Below are 21,487 nucleotides of genomic sequence, written 5' to 3' on the forward strand. Positions count from 1 at the left end.
CAGGAAACGATCACGGCGCCCACGATCATGATATCCCGCGACACCACCAGAATCACCAGCCAGCGCGGTACTGCCCCCCATATCCCCAGGGACACATAGATCGACACCAGAAGGGCCTTGTCAGCCAGCGGATCGAGCAACGCGCCGAGTTCGCTGGCCATGTTGAAGCGTTTGGCGAGGAAGCCATCCACGGCATCACTGACCCCGGCGATCACGAAGACCGCAAAGGCTATCTCCATCTGGCCGGATGCGATCGCCCAGACGACGATGGGAACCAGCAGAATGCGGCCCAAAGTGATGATATTCGGGATACTCAACTGGCGCTTTCCGGCTGCGGATCGTGCCAGAATCCGGGCATCGCTGCCCTGACCGGCGTAACGCCTAGATAGTAGCCGGGATAGCGTTTACGAGCCATTGCGCGACCGCAATTTACGACGTAACCAGCGGAAAATTCACAATTTCGCACTTCGCCAGGATACCGGGCATGACCGACCAGAAAAAAGGCCTCACTTACGCGGATGCAGGCGTCGACATCGATGCCGGCAATCGTCTGGTGGACCTCATCAAGCCGATGGTGCGCGCCACTGCCCGCCCCGGCGCCGATGCCGAGATCGGCGGTTTTGGCGGCCTGTTCGACCTCAAGGCAGCCGGCTTCAAGGATCCGATCCTGGTGGCCGCCACCGATGGCGTCGGCACCAAGGTCAAGATCGCCATCGAGGCAAATGTGCATAACGGCATCGGCATTGACCTCGTCGCCATGTCCGTCAACGACCTCGTCGTCCAGGGCGCCGAGCCGCTGTTCTTCCTCGACTACTTTGCCTGCGGCAAGCTCGACCCTGAAGCCACCGCCTCCATCGTTGCCGGCATCGCCGAAGGTTGCCGGGAATCCGGCTGCGCGCTGATCGGCGGCGAGACCGCCGAAATGCCCGGCCTCTATAAGGACGGCGACTATGACCTCGGCGGCTTTTCGGTCGGCGCGGCCGAACGTGGCACCCTGCTGCCGACCAAGGACATGGCCGTCGGCGACGCCGTCATCGGCCTCGCGTCGTCGGGCGTGCATTCCAACGGTTTTTCGCTTGTTCGCAAAATCGTCGAGCGCACTGGCCTCTCATATGCCGACAAGGCGCCGTTCTCGCCCGTGATGACGCTGGGCGGTGCGCTGCTGACCCCGACCAAGCTCTATGTGAAATCCTGCCTGCGCGCGATCCGCGAGACCGGCGCCGTGAAGGGGCTCGCCCATATCACCGGCGGCGGCTTTACCGACAACATCCCGCGCGTGCTGCCGAAGGATCTCGGCGTTCGCATCGACCTGCCTGCCCTCAATGTCCTGCCGGTGTTTAAGTGGCTGGCTGCGGAAGGCGACATCGCCGAGCTCGAACTGCTGCGCACGTTCAATTGCGGCATCGGCATGATCGCCATCGTCAAGCCCGACGCCGTGCAAGAGGTGATGGATATCCTGCGCGAAGCCGGCGAGACCGTCTCGCTGCTCGGCGACGTGGTTGAGGCCAAGGGCGACGAGCGCGTGGTCTATGACGGGCATCTCGACCTGAAACTGTGAGGCCGTGATGCGCCCCGTCGCCATCCTGATTTCCGGCCGCGGCTCGAACATGTCCGCGCTGATCGAAGCCGCCGCTGCTGACGGCTTCCCCGCCCAGATCGCCCTGGTGATCTCGAACCGCGCGGATGCGCCCGGCCTTGCCAATGCCGAGGCCAATGGCATCAAGACGCTGGTGATCGAGAGCAAGCCATTCGGCAAGGACCGCGCCGGCTTCGAGAAGCTGCTGCAGGCAGCCCTCGACGAGCACAAGATCGAGGTGATCTGCCTCGCCGGCTTCATGCGCCTGTTCACGGCGGAGTTCGTGCAGCGCTGGTATGGCCGGATGCTGAACATCCATCCGTCATTGCTACCATCCTTCCCCGGCCTCGACCCCCACGGCCAGGCGCTCCGCGCCGGCGTGAAGATTTCGGGCGCCACCGTGCATTTCGTCATCCCGGAAACCGATGCCGGGCCGATCGTGATGCAGGGCGCGGTGCCTGTGGCCGCTGACGACACCGCCGACACGCTGGCGGCCCGGGTGCTCAGCGTGGAGCATCAGATCTATCCGCAGGCGCTGCGACTGCTGGCGACGGATGGCATCAAGATCACCGGCGACGTGACGACCAGCACCGCCGGCGTCGATGCCGAAGACAGCCTGATCGCGCCGACTGTGATTTGACGCGTTCCCCCGGCAAATCTACGGACCAAGCAAACGGACCATTTCTCGGCTAGATCGTAATATCTGCAAGATTGCTGATGACGCGCGTCTTGCGGGTCGATTCCAGCGATCCATGCGCATCGAATTGCTTCAGCATCGAGAAATTCAACCCTGACGCATTCTCGACGGCCGCAATCGTCGTCTGAATGGTCCGCTTCTTCATCTCTTCGACGGAATACGGCGTCAGTCCAGTAAAGACTTTCGCTTCGTAGAGCGCCTTTATGTATTCGAGTTGTCCGACAACAAAGGCGGCAGCGACAATCTTCTCTGTCGTCTTTCTCAGCACTGCGATCTTCCAGAAGGTCAGCGGAATTCGCCATGGCCCGCCCTCACGATGCTGGCCATAGAGCGGATCGTCATCGCGATAGATCGGCCCAGTAAACACCGAAAGCTTTCTCTCAGTGGTTTGCGCCTTGTCCAATATGTAATCTTCCAGATTGCCCCAGTCGGTGTCGTTGTATTTCTGGAATTGCGGGGCCGCGTTGGTGTAGTGAAATGTATCTTCCATACATTGCTCTATTTCAACTGCAGCACCTGTACCAATGGAGGTCATCCAGCAGGGATCGAGAAGCCTCACCTGATGACCTCGGCTGAATGGAACGGGATCATCTCCTTTGTTCCTTTCGTAGAAATTTCCTGCAGGCTGATATTCGTCGGCAATGCGGACATCCCGGCGCCAGGTGTTCTTGCGCTTCTCGGGACGCTTCAGATTTGCTCCGTCTATATTGACGGCCGTTAGTAGAGGAAATTTACGTGCCTTGTGAATGACGACCGAGAAATGTCGGTAAGCGAGTTCGTGTTTCGACGACTTCCCCAGCAGCGGCGCTACGTTGCCTTCTGCCAAAATCGGCGCGTAGATTTTCGCAAGTTCGATATTCGAGCCGGCACCGAGAAACGCAGGATCATAACCTTTTACGTTCGTCCATCTTTTGGCGGGGAGCGGCTTGTGATCGGCTTCGAAGGCAAGTTCAGCGCGCTCCGCGCCATCCGGCAAAGGCAGAAACCCCAACGCCACTCCCAAGCGGTCGAGAACGAGGTCAGCTTGCGGATTGTTGATACGGTCGCTTTGGAGCAGCTCGAATATCGCGCTGACACGTATGCCCTCATTGGCGATCCAGATCGGCTCGGCATTTGGTCTGGTCGCATTTTTCTGCGGCGCCGGCACTGCCTTATGATGCACGGCCAGAACCTGCCACTGATCGTTGAGCACCGGAGCGCCAGACGATCCTGGTTCGGTATCTGTCGAGTAGTGGATAAAATTTTCAACCTTGAGGCTCGCAGCAAGCTTCTTGTCTAGCTTGACGATCTGCGTGGACCGTATCGCGATCTGCTTAGGCTCACTGCCTGGGTGCTGAATAATCGTCACCCACTCGCCGTCCAGCGTCTTACCGCGGAGCGGCAGCAATGGCAGGCGCCCATAACGATCGAGTGAAACGCCTTGATCGGACAGCGGCGTCACCGCGACAAATGTGATGTCTAAATCAGGATTGGTGTAGAAAATCTCGTGAGGACGCAGATTGAAGCAGACGGGATTTTGCAGCACGCCATCGGCATCGTGTTCATAGCCGAATTGCGCTTCGCACTGGCTGGCTTCGTCCGCATCGCCCAACACATGATTATTGGTTACCAGCAAGCGTGGACCGACGAGGAAGCCCGTACCATACCAGGCGCCGCCATTGGTCGGGACTTTTATACGGCAAACAGCCGCCGCCGCGCGTTTGCCTAGGTCGAGAAAATTGATCGACAGCAAATCACTTCTGCCGATCAGTCGTTCCAGGCCGTTGGGATCGCTGCGCGGTGCCTGAATCAAACCCGCGCGCACATCAAGGTCTTTGTCCCGCTTTGCTCGATCAGCCCGCTTGTCTCGGCCCGCCGATGACGTCTTTCCGGACTCAGCCTGCCTGATGATTTTCTGGAGTTGAATTGCAAGTGCATGAGATGTGGTGGGAACAATGTCCCGCCGGTCGCTACCGCGCCGCGCATTCTGGATATCACGGCCGATCTGCATTCGCCCCTCCCCAAGGTCACCGCAGCCGGTCGGACAGATCCAGACCTCCGCCAGACCTTAATCTACCTTGGGTTGATGAATAGCACAACAACGCCATCTCTGACAGTCGGTGCAGGCGCGCAAGCTCGTCGGCGCGCTAAAGGGCGCAGCGGTTTGTCACCGCAGCGCCCTCTGGCATGTCGCTCAGCCTTTTACAAAAGCCAGCAGGTCCGGATTGATCACGTCCGCATGCGTCGTGAGCATGCCGTGCGGATAGCCCGGATAGATTTTTAGCGTGCCGTTCTTCACCAGCTTGGCGGACAGGACGCCGGCGTCCTGATAAGGCACGATCTGGTCGTCATCGCCATGCAGCACCAGCACTGGCACCGAGATGGCCTTGAGGTCCTCGGTCTGGTCGGTTTCCGAGAACGCTTTGATGCCCTCATAGTGCGCCTTGGCGCTGCCGATCATGCCCTGACGCCACCAGTTGTCGATCACGCCCTGCGAAACTTTCGCACCTTCGCGGTTGAATCCGTAGAAAGGGCCGGCCGGAAGATCCACGAAAAACTGCGCGCGGTTGGCAGCGAGCGCGGCGCGCAGGCCGTCGAACACTTCGATCGGCAGTCCCTCGGGATTGGCCTCAGTCTTCACCATGATCGGCGGCACGGCGGATACCAGCACCGCCTTGGCGACGCGGCCCGACGGCTCACCGTGTTTGGCCACATAGCGAGCGACTTCGCCGCCGCCGGTGGAATGGCCGATATGAACGGCGTTTTTCAGATCGAGCGCCTCGACGAGCGCAAAGGCGTCGGCAGCGTAGTGATCCATGTCGTGACCTTCGGAGACCTGCGCCGAGCGGCCATGGCCACGGCGGTCATGGGCAACGACCCGGTAGCCATTCTTGAGAAAGAACAGCATCTGCGCATCCCAGTCGTCCGACGACAGCGGCCAGCCGTGATGGAACATGATCGGCTGCGCATCCTTCGGTCCCCAATCCTTGTAGAAAATCTCCGTCCCGTCTTTGGTGGTGATGGTTGGCATATCGAGGCTCCTTGCTGGCTTGGAATCCGATCGGATCGAAAGGCGCCGCACCTGCAAGACGTTGAAACGCCCAAGAAATCCTGCAATCAGCGCCACCGTGACGTCAGTACATTGTCCGTTCCATCCGTGTCTTGGACATTCGTGCACCGCAGCATCGCGCAAAGAACAAGCAGGTTGCTGCCCGCAATTGCGGCGCCTCTCCCGTATTTTGCCGTTGCCGCCTGCTATTTATTGTACTTATGGTCCAGTTATTGACTTGTCTCAATTGCGCGACGCGCAATGGCCATCGCTTTCTGGAAACTCTCGCATGAGCGTATCACCCGATTACGACATCTTCGACGCCGGAGACGTGACGCTGCAATCCGGCAGGGTCTTCAGCGACCTCAAACTGGCTTACAAGACCTATGGCCGGCTCAATGCCGACAAGTCGAATGCCATCCTCTATCCGACCTCGTTTGCCGCCCAGCACTATGACACGGAATGGCTGATCGAGCCGGGCGCAGCGCTCGATCCGGAGCGTTATTTTGTCATCATTCCGAACTTGTTCGGCAACGGACTTTCTTCGTCGCCGTCGAATACGCCTGGCTTTGACGCGGACTATCCGACGATTACCTATCACGACGCCATCGCGGTCCAGCATCGCCTGGTCACCGAGCATTTTGGCATCCCGCGCCTCGCTATGGTCTATGGCTGGTCGATGGGCGGCATGCAGGCCTATCACTGGGCCGCGCGCTATCCCGACATGGTGGAACGTGCAGCCGTCGTCTGCGGCAGCGCTCGATGCTCGCCATTCAACACCGTGTTTCTGGAAAGCGTCCGCGCCGCGATCACCGCCGATCCGGCTTTTACCGATGGCCGCTTCACCTCTCGCCCCGCTGCAGGCCTGCGTGCCATGGGGCGTGTTTATGCCGGCTGGGCGATGTCGCACGGATTCTACCGCGACGAACTCTGGCGCGAGGGCGGCTTCACGTCGCTGGAGGATTACCTCAGCCGCTCATGGGACATGGCCTTTGCACATCGCGATGCCAACAACATTCTCGCCCAACTCTGGACGTGGCAGAATGGTGATATCAGCAAGTGTGCCGAATTCGGCGGCGACTTCAGCAAGGCAATGGCGGCCATCAAGACCCGCGTGCTGCTGATGCCGGGCGCCACCGACGATTATTTCCAGGTCGGCGATAACGAGGCCGAGCTGCCTTTGCTCACCAATGCGCGCTCGGCGGAGCTTTGCCCGATCCCCTCGCTGCACGGCCACCGCGCCGGCAATCCGATCAAGGTCCCCGCGGACAAGGCATTCCTGAACGCCAAGATCAAGGCTTTCCTCGACACATGACAACCATCGATACCCATCATCACAAGCCCGTGCGTGCGCTGACGCCTGCACAGCTCAAAGACCTGTCCATCCGTGCCAATCTGCCGGGCACCGTGCGGTCACTGAGCCATTATGGCGCGATCTTGGTCGTCGGTACCGCGATCTGGCTGACCGTCTCACGCTATGGCGCGATCTGGGCGTTGCCGCTGGTTGCGGTCCAGGGCTATCTCATCGCCTTCCTGTTCATGCCCGTACACGAAGCCGCACACAAAACGGTTTTCACCAGCCGTCTTGCCAATGAAATCCTCGGTCATCTCTCATCGTTTCTGATCGTGCATCCCTATGAATATTACGCGCTGTTTCACTGGGATCATCATCGCTTCACCCAGGATCCCGATCGCGACCCAGAACTGGTGACCGCGACCATCCCGTCATCGGATACCAAGCTGGCGATCGCCTATACGGGCATCATCCAGCTTACCAACCGCATCCGCCTGCTGCTTCGCCGCGCCTTTACGGGACAGGCTGTTGCGCCATGGATTCCGGAGAACAAGCGCGGCCTCGTCGTCCGCGAAGCGCGCATCTATGCGCTGGTCTATCTGTTGCTGTTGGCTGGATCGGTCGCCCTGCACACGACCGTGCTGTTGTGGTGCTGGGTGCTGCCATTGATCGTCGGCCAGCTGTTCCTGCGGCCCTATCTTTATGCCGAGCATACCGGCTGCGAACATACCCGCAGCGCTTTCGAAAATACCCGCACCACTTACACCGGCGCCTTGATGAAGTGGTTCAGCTGGAACATGCCGTTCCATGTGGAGCACCACGCCTATCCGTCGGTGCCCTTTCACGCTTTGCCAAAGCTGAATGCCATTGTCGATGATCGCATCCTGCATCGCGGCCGCGGCTATCGCCGCGTTACCCGCGAGACCTTTGCCTGGTTTCGCCGCGCGCGTGGCCTGTAGGGTGGGCAAAGCGCAGCATGCCCACCCTACGCGCCTGACAATACCGACTTCACCAGTTTCCGCGCATGGTCAGCCGTGACAGCTCGAAAACCGAATGCGTCCTGATAAAACAACGTTCCATAGATGCGATCATAGAGGTCCGTTGCGGGCTCCGGTGACGTCACACAACCGTCCTTCTGACCGGCCTTGATGATCGCCACCGTAATATCGCGGCGAGCGCCAAGATAGCGTTCCGAGAACATGCGCGCCGATCCCGTGCGCGCGATGCATTCGGCAATCACAGCCAGTTGCACCTTGCCGAACTCGCCGCTCAGTGCGGCGGCATAGGCCGCTGCGTGCCGACTGATGCGCGCGATGGCATCGCCGCTTTCCGGGATTGGCAACATGCTCGCCGCCTGCTTCAGGAAGGCATCGATCAGCAGTGCCTCGCGTGATGGCCACCATTTGTAGATGGTCATCTTCGACACGCCGGATTCGCGCGCGATCGCATCGATGGTCGCAGCAGTGAGACCATCGATTGCCATCATGCGATAGGCGCTATCGAGAATCGCCTCCTCCGTTTCAACGGAGCGCGGGCGGCCGCGGCGGATCGGTTTGATATCGGACATGAAAGTCCTATAGCGCGAAATAGCGCGATCAAACAGCGGGACTGACGACATCCGTCAAAGGCAGAGCCGGCGCATCCCTGCGGCGCCCAAGCAACTCATAGACGCCGACCTCCCTGGCAAATCCCTTCGGCTTGATGGTTGCCACACTGCGGAATGTGAAGCGGGCTTCGGCCGCGTCTTTCACGGCCTGGCTGACCAGCGCCCGCGTTCCATAGTCCTTGTTGAGCGTCTCCAGGCGCGATGCCAGATTCACCGTCGCGCCGAGTGCCGTATAATTCATTCTATCGGAAGAGCCGATATTGCCGATCATGGTATCGCCAACATGGATCCCGAAGCGCGTGTTGTAAGCCGGCCAGCCCTCCCGCTCGAACTCCTCGTTCAGAGCCTGATTGACCTCGATACAACGCAGCACCGCCTCGCAGGCCTGCAGGACATGGTCGTCATATTCGACGGGTGCGTTCCAGATTCCCATCACCGCATCGCCGATGAACTTATCGACCGTACCTTGATTTGCCGCGATGACGTTGGAGATCGCAGCAAAGTAACGCGATGTGTAGAGCATCACCTGCGTCGGATCTTTCTCCTCGGTCAGGCTGGTGAAATTCTCGACATCGGTGAACAGGATCGTCGCCTCGCGCCGCGTACCGCCGAGCTCCATGGAGTCACCGGTCTCCACCAATTGCTGCACCAGCCGCTTCGGCACGAAATGCGAAAAAGTCTGCACCAGCGAGCGCATCGTGTAGACGGAGCGGCCGAGATCGTCGATCTCGCGGATCGGCGACCGCAGCCGCGGCATGGTCGAGAAGCGGAAGCGCTGGATGCGATCCACCTCGCGCGCCAGAATGCGCAGCGACAGCGACAGCCGGTTGCCGATCAGGAAGGCCAGCGGCAATGCCGTCAGCAGCATCAGCATCGCGACGATAATGAGCGAGCGTCGCTCGGCCACGATGTCCGAATAGAATTCATCGATGGGCGCAAAGACGATCACCCGCAGATCCGCTGTCCCGGCCACATTCACGGGCTGGATCGCCGCCAGATATTCGCGGCCGTTCCGGTCTTTGAAAAACTGTTCGGATTGCCCAGTCTTGCGCCAGGCTTCGATTGCTGACGACGCCCCTACTTTATCGACATCCGCGAGGCGCGGCAGATCCGGCAGGTGATCGCCGGTCACCCGCGCGCCCAGCCATTTCGACAGATCGGGATGCGCAAGCACCCGGCCCGCTTCGTCGAACAGAAAGGCGACGCCGGATTTGCCCAGCCCCTGTTGGCGCAGCATCGTCTCGGCTTCGCCGATCAGGATATCGCCGGCAACGACACCTGCGCCGTCGCCGCTGATGGGAAGGCGCAGCGTGTAGCCGACATTGCCGATCAGATGGAAAATGTAAGGCGCCGTGAGCAACGCAGCATCGGGCTCGAACGCGCCGGCATACCAGGGCCGCTTGCGCGGATCGTAATCGTCCGGACCCGGCACTCGCTGCAGCACTCGCAAGGAGCCATCAATATAAGCCGTCGATGCCTGACGTGCGCCGGTCGGTCCCGACTTGACGATCAGGAACATCCTGAAAGCCGCCGCCTCCGGCGCCCCCATGCGCTTGCGGGCTTCGGGGCCCAAACGCTCGATGAAATCCATTTCGAGAAACGAGCCGTCGTCATAGCCCATGTAGAGACTGCCAAGCTGTCGGTTATTCCGCAGCATCGAGGCCAGCAGGTTGTAGAGGCGCTGGTTGTCGCTGATATCGGCGGCCTGGACCGACGGCATGCCGCGCAGGATATCGAGATTGTCGCGGACCGATTTCAACTGGCCATCGATCCGGTCCGCAGAGGATTGCGCCACCGAGCCGAGATAGGACGATGCAGCAGTGCGGACGATGGCGTTGACGCGGCTGAAGCTGAGATAGAGCAGCGCCAGCCCGACGGTCAGCACGATGCCGACGAACACCGCGATGATCGATGTCCGGAAACTGACGCGCCACTGCGTGTGTTTCATCACTGCGAGGCCGCCCGCGTTAGCAAAACTCGAACATTATCGGTGCTATGCGATTGCTCGATCGCCCAAGCATTATGCCGGCGTACCGCTGATTGCAAAGTTTAAGCGGTATCCGCATAGTCTAGGCGCACAAGTGTTTAACCGATCATTAAGGAAACAGGATATGGCGGGCGCCGATATCGATGTGGTCATCAGGCAGACCGCAAAGCAGCAGAACAAAACCATCCTCGCCGCCATCAAGGCACGGCGCGATCACTTCAACGGCCTCGCCGCCAAGGCGAAAGATGCTGGCACCAAGGAACGCTACAAGCAGGCCGCCAGGGATGTGACCGAGCAAGGCACCGCTGCCGCCCGCCGCCTGCAAATCTCCGCCGACAACGCCGCTGACAGTTTTGCACGGTCGATGCGGATGGCCGCGGAAGTCTCTGCAGCGAAGGCTGTCGCGGACGCTGCCAAGGCTGCGGAGAAGGCGGCCGAGAAAGCTCCCAAGCCGGCCAAGAAAGCTGCAAAGGGTAAGAAGGCCGCAGCACCCAAGGCCAAGGCCAAGCCGAAAAAGAAGAAGTCCTGAGCGCGACGCGGCGCGGTGATCCGCGCCGCTATCCTTGTCGAAGCTGGACCAATTTCGCCTTGAAATGATTCGGCCTCAGCGAGAACTCCCTCATCCTGAGGAGCGGTCGTCTTCGACCGCGTCTCGAAGGATGGCGCCAAGCTCCATGGTTCGAGACGCGCACCAAGAGGCGCGCTCCTCGCCATGAGGACTGAGTAGTCTCAATCCAAAACAGCTCTAGCCTTGCAGGAACATGGCGAAGGGCTCGTCCATGATCTTCTGTAGATGCGCACGATACAGATCGTAGTTGGGCGTGCCTGCTGCGATGCGCCCGTAGTTGGGCTCAGCGATCCCCGCCATCGGCACATAGGCGATGGGTGCGGCGATCGGGGTCAGCAGCGAGCCGCGCCCTGCCAGCAGCGTGTTGATGATCCCATACATCTCGCCGGCAATGGTCGGCCGCGACACCGTGATCAGGCGAAACTGGCCGTTGCGGTTGGTGACGAAATAGATGTGGCCGGACTGGTTCGGCACCGAGACTTCGCCAAACTGCGTATAGGCCGCATCCTGCCGCTCGGCCTCGCGAAACTCGTAGCAGGAGCCCATGGCGTCCCACGCGATCTCGGTGCGATAGGCATAGATCGATCCAGCCTCGCCGAATGACGGCCGCAGCGTGACATAGGCGCCGGCGATCCAGCTCATGGAGCGCCGCGAATAGGCGCCAAGACTGTCGGGCGCGACATCGCCATTGCCGTTGCTCGCCACGGCGACCACCGGCGCATCTGCGCCCTTGCGCAGCGATACGCCGAGCGCTTCCTCCAAACGCACTGTTGTTGCGAGCGTAAAGGGCCGCCGGCCTCCCAGCGCTTTCTCCAGCGTGGAGATGCTGAGCTTGGCCTGCTCGGCCAGTGTCTGCCGCGAGATGCGGCGACGCGCGAGTTCCTCGCGAATGATGGCGGCAATTTCCCGGCTCTGTTCGTCGGAAAGCTGCTTGTCCGGCGTCTGCATCGTCATCCCTGTCATTTCGCCCAGCACATTAGCAGACGGACAACCCAGCACAAAACCGCACATGCCCGCATGGCCGGATGCGCATGTGCGGCGGTGACCGGCCAATCAATGCCGATCATCACGCTCGTCCGCCCGATCAGCGTCCCGCAAGACTTGGTCATCGCAATGCCTTCGGGAGTGCCTGACATGACCATCATCGATTACGACCACCACGATGCCGACGAGCGCGGCGTCACTGGGTTGCCGGACCTGATCGAACAGATATTGCTGTTCGCGCTCGGCGGCGTCGCCGCGTTCCTGCTCGGCATCGGCCTGTTGCTGTTCGACCTTAGCCCGGCCTGGTCGGCCACAGGCGATGACGCGCCCCGCTCCGGCTCGCTCATCATCAAGTCGGAAACTGGCAACGCCGAAGCCACCCGCCTCGGCATCGATGTCGACCTCAGCGTGTCCGGCCCGACCATGCGCGCCCGCGTCACGCAAATCTTCCGCAATCCGACCAATGATTGGGTGGAGGCGACCTACATGTATCCGCTGCCGCAAGGCGGCGCCGTGGATACGCTCAAACTGGTGATCGGCGACCGCGTCGTGGTCGGCGACATCAAGGAGCGCGCACAGGCCCGCGCCATCTATGAGCAGGCCAAGCAGGCCGGTCAGAAAGCGGCACTGACCGAACAGCAGCGACCGAACATCTTTACCAATGCCGTCGCCAATATTGGCCCCGGCGAAACCGTGCTGGTGCAGATCGAATATCAGGAGCCGGTGCATCAGAACGGCAGCGACTTCTCGCTGCGGATTCCGATGGTGGTTGGCCCCCGCTACAATCCCGCACCGATCGTGCAGACCGTCGACCTGCGCCAGGACGGCGGCGGCTGGGGCACCGCCGCGTCCGATCCTGTTCCGGATCGCGACCGCATCACCCAGCCCGTGCTCGATCCCGCGAAGCACGCGCCAGTCAATCCGACCACCATCACCGTGCGCCTGCAGGCCGGCTTCCCGCTCGGCGATGTCACCAGCCAACATCACCGCGTCAAGATCGATAGCCCCGACAGTGCCACACGCGTCATCACGCTGGCCGACGGCGCCGTGCCCGCCGATCGTGATTTCGAACTGAGCTGGAAGCCAGCCGCAGAAACCACCCCGTCAGTCGGCCTGTTCCGCGAACAGCTCGGCAAATCCGATTATCTCCTGGCCTATGTCACGCCGCCGGCCGCGACGGCCGAGCAAAAGCCGATGCCGCGCGAGGTCATCTTTGTCATCGATAATTCCGGCTCCATGGGCGGCACATCGATCACCCAGGCCAAAGCCAGCCTGACCTCTGCGCTTGGCCGCCTGCAGCCGACTGATCGCTTCAATGTCATCCGCTTCGATCACACCATGGACATGCTGTTTCCGTCGTCCGTTCCTGCGGACAGCCAGCACATCAACAATGCCACGTCTTACGTCGGCGGCCTGGAGGCAAAGGGCGGCACCGAGATGGTGCCAGCCATGCGCGCAGCCCTCGCAGACGACACGAATGCTGACGGCAGCACGCTGCGCCAGGTGGTGTTCCTGACCGATGGCGCCATCGGCAACGAGCAGCAGCTGTTCGATACGATCACCGCATTGCGAGGTCGCTCACGGATCTTCATGGTCGGCATCGGCTCGGCGCCGAACACATTCCTGATGACGCGCGCCGCAGAACTTGGTCGCGGCACTTTTACCCATATCGGCTCGACGGCGCAGGTCGAAACCCGCATGCGCGACCTGTTTGCGAAGCTTGAAAATCCTGTCGTCACCGGCCTCACCGCCTCGTTCTCGGAGGCCAAGGCCGATGTCACGCCGAACGCCCTGCCTGATCTCTATCGCGGCGAACCTCTGGTTCTCGCGGCACGCCTCGACAAGCTCGCCGGCAGCGTCACCATCAAGGGCCGCATCGGCGATCAGCCATGGACCGTCACACTGCCGCTCGATCGCGCGGCTGAAGGCAAAGGTCTTTCCAAAGTGTGGGCACGCCGCATGATCGACGATGCGGAAGTGGCGCGCACGCTCAACAAGCTCAAGCCCGCCGATGCCGACAGCGCCATCCTGTCGCTCGCCCTCGAACATCAGCTCGTGACGCGGCTCACCAGCCTCGTGGCCATCGACAAGACGCCTAGCCGCCCTGCAGGCGAACCGCTCAGGCTCTCGGATCTGCCGGCCAACCTGCCCGCCGGCTGGGACTTTGCAAAAGTGTTCGGCGAGCGCCCGCAATTGCCGAGACCGCCTGCCGAGCGCCGGGCCGAGACGGACGGCAAGCCGGTCCAGATAGCCACGGCGAAGCGGCCGCAGCCTGTGCAGATCGCGCAGCCCGCCACCGTGCAACTGCCGAAGACGGCCACGGATGCGGAGCTGAAGATGATGCTCGGTCTCGTGCTGCTCTCATTGAGCCTGCTGCTTGTGATGGTCCGCCACCGTCGGATGATCCCCCGCTGACGGCGGCGATGGGAGGGGCCGTTTCCTCCCGGCGCGCGCGGCATCCCCGGCCGCGCGCGCTTTCCCTTCCCCATTACGCAAGGACATCGCCATGCTCCGCATCACCGCCGCTTTGTTTGCGCTGATCGGCATCTTTCTGTTCGGCCAGGGTAGCTACATCCATGCCAAGGCCATGCTCGCACAAGTGCTGCTCGAACGTGCCTTCACGGCGTCGCTCGCCACCGGCCACCCCGTCAAACCATGGTCGTGGGCGGACACCTGGCCCGTGGCGCGGATCGAAGTGAAGCGGCTGCATGCGGGGGCCATAGCGCTGCATGGCAGCAGCGGACAGGCGCTCGCTTTCGGTCCCGGCCATGTGGAGAATACGCCCGACGCCGGCGAGCCCGGCATCGCGGTCTATTCCGCCCATCGCGATACGCATTTCCGTTTTCTCGGTGACGTCGTGGTCGGCGACGACATCGACGTGACACGCAGCGATGGCCGCCATGTTCGCTACCGGGTCACGGGCACGTCCATCGTCCCCTTCGATGCGTCGGACATCGATGCCCGTGCCGATGAAACCGGATTGGCGCTGACCACCTGCTGGCCGCTCGACGCCATCACCGAGGGACCGCTGCGCTACGTGGTCCACGCAACCTTGCTGAGCGAGCAACCGACATCTCCGATTGCATTGCTCGATCCCGCACAGAAGAAGTAATCTGCATGGGCGAAGCGCGATCAAAACAGCGCCGCATGACAGGGAGTGAATGAATGGCGAAAGTGGCAATCGTCGGCTGCGGCGCGATGGGATCGGTCTATGCAGCCTTGATGGTCGATGCCGGCCATGAGGTCCACGCGATCACCGCATGGCCGGATCATGCCGAAGCCATGAACACCAAAGGCCTGCGCTGCGAGGGCATCAGTGGCGACCGCACCGTGCCGATCCATGGCGCAACCACCACCGACGGTATCGGCCCCTGCGATCTCGTCATCATCGCCACCAAGGCATTTGATGTGGAAGCCGCCGCGCAAAGCTGCGCGCCGCTACTCGGCCCCGAGACTATCGTGCAAACCATACAGAACGGTCTCGGCTCACCGGAAGTCGCAGCTCCCATCATCGGCGCCGATCGCATCGCCGTCGGCGTTGTCGGTGGTTTCGGCGCATCGATGCGCGGCCCCGGCCATGTCCATCACAACGGCATGGAGATGATCCGCTTCGGCAGTTATGCCGGCCTGCCAAGACAGTTGGTGCAGGCGTCAGCAACAATCTGGGAGTCGGCCGGATTCAAGGTCGCGCTGTTCGACGACATCAAACAGATGGTGTGGGAGAAACTGATCATGAATGTCGCCTTCTCCGGCACCTCCTGCACCACCGGGCTGACTATCGGCGAGATCATCGATGATGCGGACGCGTGGAAAGTCGCGCGCGGCTGCGCCGAGGAAGCGATCGCGGTCGCCCGCGCATCCGGCATCACCCTCGATGTCGGCGATCCCGTCGCGCATGTGCGCAAGCTCGGCGGCAAGATCCCGCATGCCAAGCCATCGATGCTGCTGGATTACGAGGCCGGTCGCCGCTGCGAGATCGACGCCATCAATGGCTCGATCCCGCGCCTGGGCAACCCGCTCGGCGTGCCGACGCCGGTGAATGACACGGTGGTCGGGATTGTGAAGGCACGCGAGCGGAAGATGTTGGGCTGAGGCCGTAGGATGGGTTGAGCGTAGCGAAAACCCATCATTCCGACCATGTGGCGGACTCCGCCGATGGGTTATCGCTCCGGCGCTTCGCGCCTCCGCTCAACCCATCCTACGAAAAACGGGCGCCGAAGCGCCCGTTCAAGTTCGTTTCTAACACAGCAGCTTACGCCGCATGCCCTGCATGCGCAGCCTGGCTGCGGCGACGCCACAGCCCGCCGACGGCCAGCACAACGAAGATGCCGAGCAGACCGCAGAGGATCTCGCCGCCGGTGCCGTCACCGGTGAAACGGATGCCGCTGCCGAGCGAGGCAAACACGCCATCGAGGCTGGCGCCCAGCGAACCACCGAAGAAGCTGTGCAGCGCCGGCAGAACCGCAGGATCTGTAGCGATCACTTCGCCGGCGACCCAGCCGAGCAGCGCAGCACCGAGCCACACCAGCACCGGCAGGCGGGTGAGCAGCGCCATGATCAGCGCCGCACCGGCGACGATCAGCGGCACGCTGATGGCGAGGCCGAGGATCAGCAGCGGCACGCTGCCATTGGCGGCAGCGGCGACGGCGATCACGTTATCAAGGCTCATCACGATATCGGCGATGACCACGATCTGCACGGCGGCCCAGAGATTCGAGGCGGCCTTCACGCCGTCCTCTTCTTCCGGTTCAGGCACCAGCAGCTTGGCCGCGATGACGATCAGCGCGAGACCACCGACGAGCTTGAGATAGGGCAGTGCCATCAGCGAGGCGACAATGCCGGTGAAAATGATACGGAGGATGACGGCGGCGGCGGCACCGAGGATCATGCCCCACATGCGCTGTTTCGGCTCGAGGCCGCGGCAGGCAAGCGCGATCACGAGCGCATTGTCGCCCGACAGCAGCACGTTGATCCAGATGATCTTGCCGACGGCAACCCAGAAAGCGGGCTGCTGCATCTCGAGCTGAAACTGGGTGAAAACCGACTTGATCGTCGCCGGATCGAAAACTTGCAGTAGCCAGTCCACAGTGCGCCCCTCTTTTGTTCGTCGTTGTCGTCTTATGGAAATGCCGGCGCGCCCCCGCGCGCCGGCAGATAGTTGCGTTCGGCTAAAGCTTAGCCGACGATCTCGTTGCCGGCGAAGAACTGCGCGATTTCGATCGCAGCGGTCTCGGCAGCATCCGAACCATGCACCGAATTCTCGCCGATCGACTTGGCGTGAGCCTTGCGGATGGTGCCTTCAGCGGCCTTCGACGGATCGGTGGCGCCCATCACGTCGCGATACTTCAGGATCGCGCCTTCGCCTTCCAGCACCTGCACGACGACCGGACCCGAGGTCATGAAGTCGACGAGCTCGCCGAAGAAGGGACGCTCCTTGTGGACGGCGTAGAAAGTGCCGGCCTGGTCGCGGGTCATGTGGATGCGCTTCTGCGCGACGATGCGCAGGCCGGCCTTCTCGATCAGCGCATTGATCGCGCCGGTCAGATTACGCTCGGTCGCGTCGGGCTTCAGAATCGAAAAGGTACGCTCGATGGCCATGATACATCCTTGAATAACGATAGTTGGAAAGATGGCGGCTTATATCGGCGCCATGCTGGAACGGCAAGCGATCCGTCAGCATCGCTCCTGCCATCTGGACAGCAAAAATGACCAAGATGTCATGCAGATGAACCGTTTCTGACAGATCTGGCCGGCCTGCGTTCAGCCGCCGGGGCCTAGCTTCATCTCAACAGCACGCCCCACCCGCTTCCGGCGGCATCCACCGGCCAACGGACGTGCCGACGAGGAGAGATGACGATGTTCCGCAAGATTGCATTGACTTTGGTCGCTGCCGCCTCCCTGGGCGCCGCAGCGCTGGCGCCGACTTCCGCCTCGGCCTGGGGCGGACATGGTGGATGGCACGGCGGCGGATGGCATGGCGGCGGCGGATGGCACCGCGGCTGGGGCGGCCCGCCCCGTTTTGCCGGAGGGCCGCGCTTTGTAGCCGGCCCGGCCTATTACGGCGGAGGCGGCTGCTGGGTCCGTCGGGTGGTTCCCACCCCGTGGGGACCCCGCTGGCGGACGATCAATCGCTGCTACTAACTATTTACCACAGGAACGCTCGGCCCCTCCCGGCCGGGCGTTCTTGCATCGCACCTGTGAATATTTCACCCTTTTTTGAACCATTCGCGCTGAAATCCGGGAAACGGGAAACATTTTCAACCCGTGTGACTTGCCTTGATATCTGTACGGCAACGAACACACCTTGGATCGGCTATGACGTCACCCTTCCCCACCAACCGCGAGGACGAGATGGACCGCAACACCAGCGCGGCAATCCGCAACGCCATCGGGGAACGGCTGCGCCGGGATATGGGGACCGACGACTCCCTGCCGTCGCACCTCCAGATGCTCCTCAGCGAACTCCAGCAGCGCGACAAAGACAGCGCCTGAGCGGTCGGTCCCCGCAAATCCGGGTTGCCTTTGTGCTCTGCAGCGGTGACAAGGCCGCATGCTCTCCATTACCGACATTTCCATCCGTATCGCCGGCCGGCTTCTGATCGACGAAAGCACGGTGCAGATTGCCCCCGGCGCGCGCGTCGGCTTCGTCGGCCGTAACGGTGTCGGCAAATCCACCCTGTTCCATGCCATCCGCGGCGACCTCTCGCTTGAGGGCGGTAGCATCAGCATTCCGCCGCGCTGGCGGATTGGTAGTCTGGCCCAGGAAGCGCCGGACGGGCCGGAGAGCCTGATTTCCGTGGTTCTCAAGGCCGATGTCGAGCGCCACGCGCTGCTGGCCGAGGCCGAGACGGCCACGGATCCCGACCGCATCGCCGACATTCAGACCCGCCTGGTCGATATCGACGCCCACTCCGCCCCGGCCCGTGCCGCCGCAATCCTGAGCGGCCTCGGCTTCCCGGCTGAGGATCAACTGCGCTCCTGCTCCGAATTCTCCGGCGGCTGGCGTATGCGCGTGGCGCTGGCGGCGACCTTGTTCTCGGCGCCCGACCTGCTGCTGCTGGACGAACCGACCAACTATCTCGATCTCGAAGGCACGCTGTGGCTGGAGGATCACCTCGCCAACTATCCGCGCACGGTGATCGTCATCAGCCATGACCGCGATCTGCTCGATGTCTCCGTGAACGAGATCCTGCATCTCGACCGCGGCAAGCTGGTGCATTATCGCGGCACCTATTCGAATTACGAAGAATTCCGCGCCAATCGCGAAGCGCTGCAGGCGAAGAATTTTGAACGCCAGCAAGCCGAGCGCAAGCGGCTGCAGGATTTTGTCGATCGCTTTAAAGCCAAGGCATCGAAAGCCCGCCAGGCGCAGTCGCGCGTGAAAATGCTGGAGCGCATGAAGCCGGTCGCGGCCATCGTCAGCAATGACGTGCGCGAGATCCACTTCCCCGCACCGGAAAAGATGCTGTCGCCGCCGATCCTGGCGCTCGACAATGTTTCGATCGGCTATGAGCCCGGCAAGCCCGTGCTCAGCAAGGTGACGCTGCGCGTCGATACCGAAGACCGGATCGCTTTGCTTGGCTCCAACGGCAACGGCAAATCGACTCTCGTAAAACTGATCGCGAACAAGCTGCAGCCGTTTTCCGGCGCGGTGACGCGCGCTGACAAACTATCAGTCGCCTATTTCGCCCAGCATCAGGTCGATGAACTGGTGATGGAGCAATCGGTCTATGATCATATCCGAAAGCTGATGCCGGAAGCCCCGGAGTCCAAGGTCCGCGCGCGTGCTGGCAATATCGGCTTCTCCGGCAAGGCTGCTGATACAACGGTGAAAAGCCTGTCCGGCGGCGAGAAAGCCCGCCTGCTGCTCGGCCTTGCGACTTTCTACGGCCCGAACCTGATCATCCTGGACGAACCGACCAACCATCTCGACATCGACAGCCGCGCGATGCTCGCGGAGGCGATCAACGAATTCCCAGGCGCCGTGATCATGGTCTCGCATGACCGTTACCTGATCGAGGCCTGCGCCGATCAACTCTGGGTCGTCGCCAACAAGACCGTCACCAATTTCGATGGTGACCTCGAAGACTATCGCAAGCAGGTGATGCAGATCCGCGATCCGCGCACGCCGGCGCGCGAGCGTGTTGCGACTGAAGACAAGCCGGTGCGCACGAAGGAAAAGCGCAGCTCGCCGAAGCAGCAGGTCGCCGAAGCCGAAACCGAAATGGCGCGCATTACGGGGATCATTGCGAAGATCGATACCGCATTAGCTTTGCCAGATATCTTTACGAAAGATCCCAAACAGGCGGCACAACTCACCAAAGCCCGCGCTGCGGCAGCCGATGCTCTGGCCCGGGCAGAAGAGCAATGGTTGAACGCCAGCGCGCTGCTGGAAGACGCAAATAGCGCCTGATCGAGGAGAATTCGTGCGGCCGCACGGCGGCACACTTGCGGCGAAAATGTGCCGTGCCAGATCACGGTCCAGGTGCGCGCGGATGGGGTTTTCTCGCGTGCCGATATTTGAGGGCCACCACAAAGATGGGCAACGCGAGGGAGAGCCAGCCCACGATGTTCCAAATCCCATCGCCGACGAGCGCGACGACCAGCCCGAGTAACGACACGACCATCAGCCAGATTGGGATACGGTATACCGCACGCAGGTCGATGCGGTGACGGATGGCGCCGGCTTCGGTTCGTGCCTCCCGAGACGCGAGCCGGCGTCCGCGCCGCGCTATCCACAGATAGAGCCCGCTGATCAGGATCGCGATAGCCGCGATATCCATCACCGCCCAGACGATCTTCAGCGGCAATCCGCCATAGTCGCCGAAATGTAACGGCTGGGACAACAGCACAGTCGAGACGTACCAAGGCAGGCTGCGTGAATCGACGAAGCGGCCGTCCATCGCATCGATCATCACCGGCGTCAGCAGACGCGCCGTGAGTGGCGCATTGCCGTGCATGAAGACGATGTAGTGACTCTGGCTCGAAAACAGCGAGCCGGGATAGGCGACGAAGAACGGCTTCATGCTCGGGATCGTCGCTTGCGCCGTATCAACGGCCGATTGCACCGACGCCAGAACCTGCGGACGTGGCCGGTTCTTCACCGAACCAACCATTTCGACCAGTTGTCCGTTCTGCCAGGCCTTGATGACGAGATCAGCCCCCGTATTGATGACGCCGGTGATGCCGACCACCATGACCCAGGCCACTGTCACGATGCCGAGCAGATTGTGCAGATCGAGCCACCGCAGCAGCGTCGATCGGTCGAAACGCATGGTGCCGAAAGACAGTTTCCGCATCGACACGCCGTAGATCACGACGCCGGAGACGGTCGCCACGACGAACAACAGACCCATCACACCGAGAAACAGTTTGCCGTAGAGGCCGAGAAACAGATCGGTGTGAAGCCGCAACAGAAAATAGGTGAAGCGTTCGCGCGTTTTCGCTTCGCTCATCACCTCGCCCGACATGGCATCGACGCGCAGCGTGCGATTCTGCGTCGGATGTGCGCCGGGTGTTGGAGCCAGTACAAAACTCAATTCGGTGGGGTCGTCGTGATCCCAGAAGAACGCCTGGATGAACTGACCGGGCAAGGCACGCTGTGCGTTGCCGGCCGCGATATCGAGACTTGCCGGTGCAGCCTGCTCCGATCGTGTCGGCTTCGCCGGGCCACCATCGAGCATCGCATCGATCTCGTGGCGGAAGATCAGCGGCAGGCCGGTGATGCACAGCATCAGCAGAAACAGC

Annotated in this window: 20 protein-coding genes; 11 read left to right on the forward strand and 9 right to left on the reverse strand. The window is 61.7% G+C overall.

The features are described 5' to 3' along the window. Positions 1-317, reverse strand: a 317-nt coding sequence (locus tag ACIQ2A_RS20205) for a CDP-alcohol phosphatidyltransferase family protein (RefSeq protein WP_398482630.1), incomplete at its 3' end; no start/stop codon positions are given. A 167-nt stretch (positions 318-484) separates the two neighbouring features. Here ACIQ2A_RS20205 and purM point away from each other — a divergent pair. Continuing rightward, complete coding sequence (gene purM, locus ACIQ2A_RS20210) at positions 485-1,558, forward strand: phosphoribosylformylglycinamidine cyclo-ligase (RefSeq protein WP_398482632.1); 1,074 nt, start codon at positions 485-487, stop codon at positions 1,556-1,558. Positions 1,559-1,565: 7 nt separating this feature from the next. Next, complete coding sequence (purN, locus tag ACIQ2A_RS20215; RefSeq protein ID WP_398482634.1) at positions 1,566-2,216, forward strand: phosphoribosylglycinamide formyltransferase; 651 nt, start codon at positions 1,566-1,568, stop codon at positions 2,214-2,216. Between the two features lie 49 nt (positions 2,217-2,265). Here purN and ACIQ2A_RS20220 read toward each other — a convergent pair whose 3' ends face one another. Both ACIQ2A_RS20220 and ACIQ2A_RS20225 read right to left on the reverse strand, forming a co-directional pair. Continuing rightward, the gene (locus tag ACIQ2A_RS20220) at positions 2,266-4,263 is read right to left on the reverse strand and encodes a DNA/RNA non-specific endonuclease (protein WP_398482636.1); all 1,998 of its coding nucleotides are present in this window, start codon (positions 4,261-4,263) and stop codon (positions 2,266-2,268) included. Positions 4,264-4,446: 183 nt separating this feature from the next. Then, positions 4,447-5,283, reverse strand: a complete 837-nt coding sequence (locus ACIQ2A_RS20225) for an alpha/beta fold hydrolase (RefSeq protein WP_398482638.1) — start codon at positions 5,281-5,283, stop codon at positions 4,447-4,449. Positions 5,284-5,590: 307 nt separating this feature from the next. Here ACIQ2A_RS20225 and ACIQ2A_RS20230 point away from each other — a divergent pair, with 307 nt between their 5' ends. Both ACIQ2A_RS20230 and ACIQ2A_RS20235 read left to right on the forward strand, forming a co-directional pair. Next, a complete protein-coding gene (locus ACIQ2A_RS20230) occupies positions 5,591-6,616 on the forward strand; it encodes an alpha/beta fold hydrolase (RefSeq protein WP_398482640.1) in 1,026 nt (341 codons plus the stop codon). Next, a complete protein-coding gene (locus tag ACIQ2A_RS20235) occupies positions 6,613-7,554 on the forward strand; it encodes a fatty acid desaturase (RefSeq protein ID WP_398482642.1) in 942 nt (313 codons plus the stop codon). Before ACIQ2A_RS20230 ends, ACIQ2A_RS20235 begins: the two co-directional genes overlap by 4 nt. A gap of 26 nt (positions 7,555-7,580) precedes the next feature. Here the strand turns inward: ACIQ2A_RS20235 and ACIQ2A_RS20240 are convergent, their stop codons facing one another. Both ACIQ2A_RS20240 and ACIQ2A_RS20245 read right to left on the reverse strand, forming a co-directional pair. Beyond that, positions 7,581-8,162: a TetR/AcrR family transcriptional regulator gene (locus ACIQ2A_RS20240; RefSeq protein ID WP_398482645.1), complete on the reverse strand. Its 582-nt coding sequence runs from the start codon at positions 8,160-8,162 to the stop codon at positions 7,581-7,583. A gap of 28 nt (positions 8,163-8,190) precedes the next feature. Then, positions 8,191-10,149, reverse strand: a complete 1,959-nt coding sequence (locus tag ACIQ2A_RS20245) for an adenylate/guanylate cyclase domain-containing protein (RefSeq protein WP_398482647.1) — start codon at positions 10,147-10,149, stop codon at positions 8,191-8,193. Between the two features lie 163 nt (positions 10,150-10,312). Here ACIQ2A_RS20245 and ACIQ2A_RS20250 point away from each other — a divergent pair, with 163 nt between their 5' ends. After that, entirely contained in the window at positions 10,313-10,717 is a 405-nt protein-coding gene (locus ACIQ2A_RS20250) for a hypothetical protein (RefSeq protein WP_398482649.1), read from the forward strand. 216 nt (positions 10,718-10,933) lie between these two features. On the opposite strand, the gene ACIQ2A_RS20255 is transcribed toward ACIQ2A_RS20250, so the two are convergent. Next, positions 10,934-11,704, reverse strand: a complete 771-nt coding sequence (locus ACIQ2A_RS20255; protein WP_398482667.1) for a multiprotein-bridging factor 1 family protein — start codon at positions 11,702-11,704, stop codon at positions 10,934-10,936. Positions 11,705-11,896: 192 nt separating this feature from the next. On the opposite strand from ACIQ2A_RS20255, the gene ACIQ2A_RS20260 reads away from it, so the two are divergent. From ACIQ2A_RS20260 to ACIQ2A_RS20270, 3 genes are all read left to right on the forward strand, one after another. Next, on the forward strand, positions 11,897-14,155 hold the full coding sequence (locus ACIQ2A_RS20260) for a marine proteobacterial sortase target protein (protein WP_398482669.1): 2,259 nt from the start codon (positions 11,897-11,899) through the stop codon (positions 14,153-14,155). Between the two features lie 91 nt (positions 14,156-14,246). After that, a complete protein-coding gene (locus ACIQ2A_RS20265) occupies positions 14,247-14,852 on the forward strand; it encodes a class GN sortase (protein WP_398482651.1) in 606 nt (201 codons plus the stop codon). Between the two features lie 53 nt (positions 14,853-14,905). Beyond that, a complete protein-coding gene (locus ACIQ2A_RS20270) occupies positions 14,906-15,832 on the forward strand; it encodes a ketopantoate reductase family protein (RefSeq protein WP_398482653.1) in 927 nt (308 codons plus the stop codon). Positions 15,833-15,992: 160 nt separating this feature from the next. Here ACIQ2A_RS20270 and ACIQ2A_RS20275 read toward each other — a convergent pair whose 3' ends face one another. Both ACIQ2A_RS20275 and ndk read right to left on the reverse strand, forming a co-directional pair. Next, positions 15,993-16,826, reverse strand: coding sequence for a TerC family protein (locus ACIQ2A_RS20275; RefSeq protein WP_398482655.1), 834 nt, complete (start codon positions 16,824-16,826; stop codon positions 15,993-15,995). Positions 16,827-16,915: 89 nt separating this feature from the next. Further along, the gene (gene ndk / locus ACIQ2A_RS20280) at positions 16,916-17,338 is read right to left on the reverse strand and encodes a nucleoside-diphosphate kinase (protein ID WP_398482657.1); all 423 of its coding nucleotides are present in this window, start codon (positions 17,336-17,338) and stop codon (positions 16,916-16,918) included. Between the two features lie 258 nt (positions 17,339-17,596). Here ndk and ACIQ2A_RS20285 point away from each other — a divergent pair, with 258 nt between their 5' ends. From ACIQ2A_RS20285 to ACIQ2A_RS20295, 3 genes are all read left to right on the forward strand, one after another. Further along, positions 17,597-17,881 (forward strand): sulfur globule protein precursor, encoded by a 285-nt coding sequence (locus ACIQ2A_RS20285; RefSeq protein WP_398482659.1) that lies wholly within the window; start codon positions 17,597-17,599, stop codon positions 17,879-17,881. A gap of 174 nt (positions 17,882-18,055) precedes the next feature. Beyond that, on the forward strand, positions 18,056-18,232 hold the full coding sequence (locus tag ACIQ2A_RS20290) for a hypothetical protein (protein WP_398482661.1): 177 nt from the start codon (positions 18,056-18,058) through the stop codon (positions 18,230-18,232). Between the two features lie 58 nt (positions 18,233-18,290). Continuing rightward, on the forward strand, positions 18,291-20,153 hold the full coding sequence (locus tag ACIQ2A_RS20295) for an ABC-F family ATP-binding cassette domain-containing protein (protein WP_398482663.1): 1,863 nt from the start codon (positions 18,291-18,293) through the stop codon (positions 20,151-20,153). A gap of 61 nt (positions 20,154-20,214) precedes the next feature. Here the strand turns inward: ACIQ2A_RS20295 and ACIQ2A_RS20300 are convergent. Further along, positions 20,215-21,487 (reverse strand): PepSY-associated TM helix domain-containing protein (locus ACIQ2A_RS20300; RefSeq protein WP_398482665.1); only part of this gene is annotated, 1,273 nt, incomplete at its 5' end.

It is taken from the genome of Tardiphaga sp. (assembly GCF_044336785.1).
Taxonomy (GTDB): domain Bacteria; phylum Pseudomonadota; class Alphaproteobacteria; order Rhizobiales; family Xanthobacteraceae; genus Tardiphaga.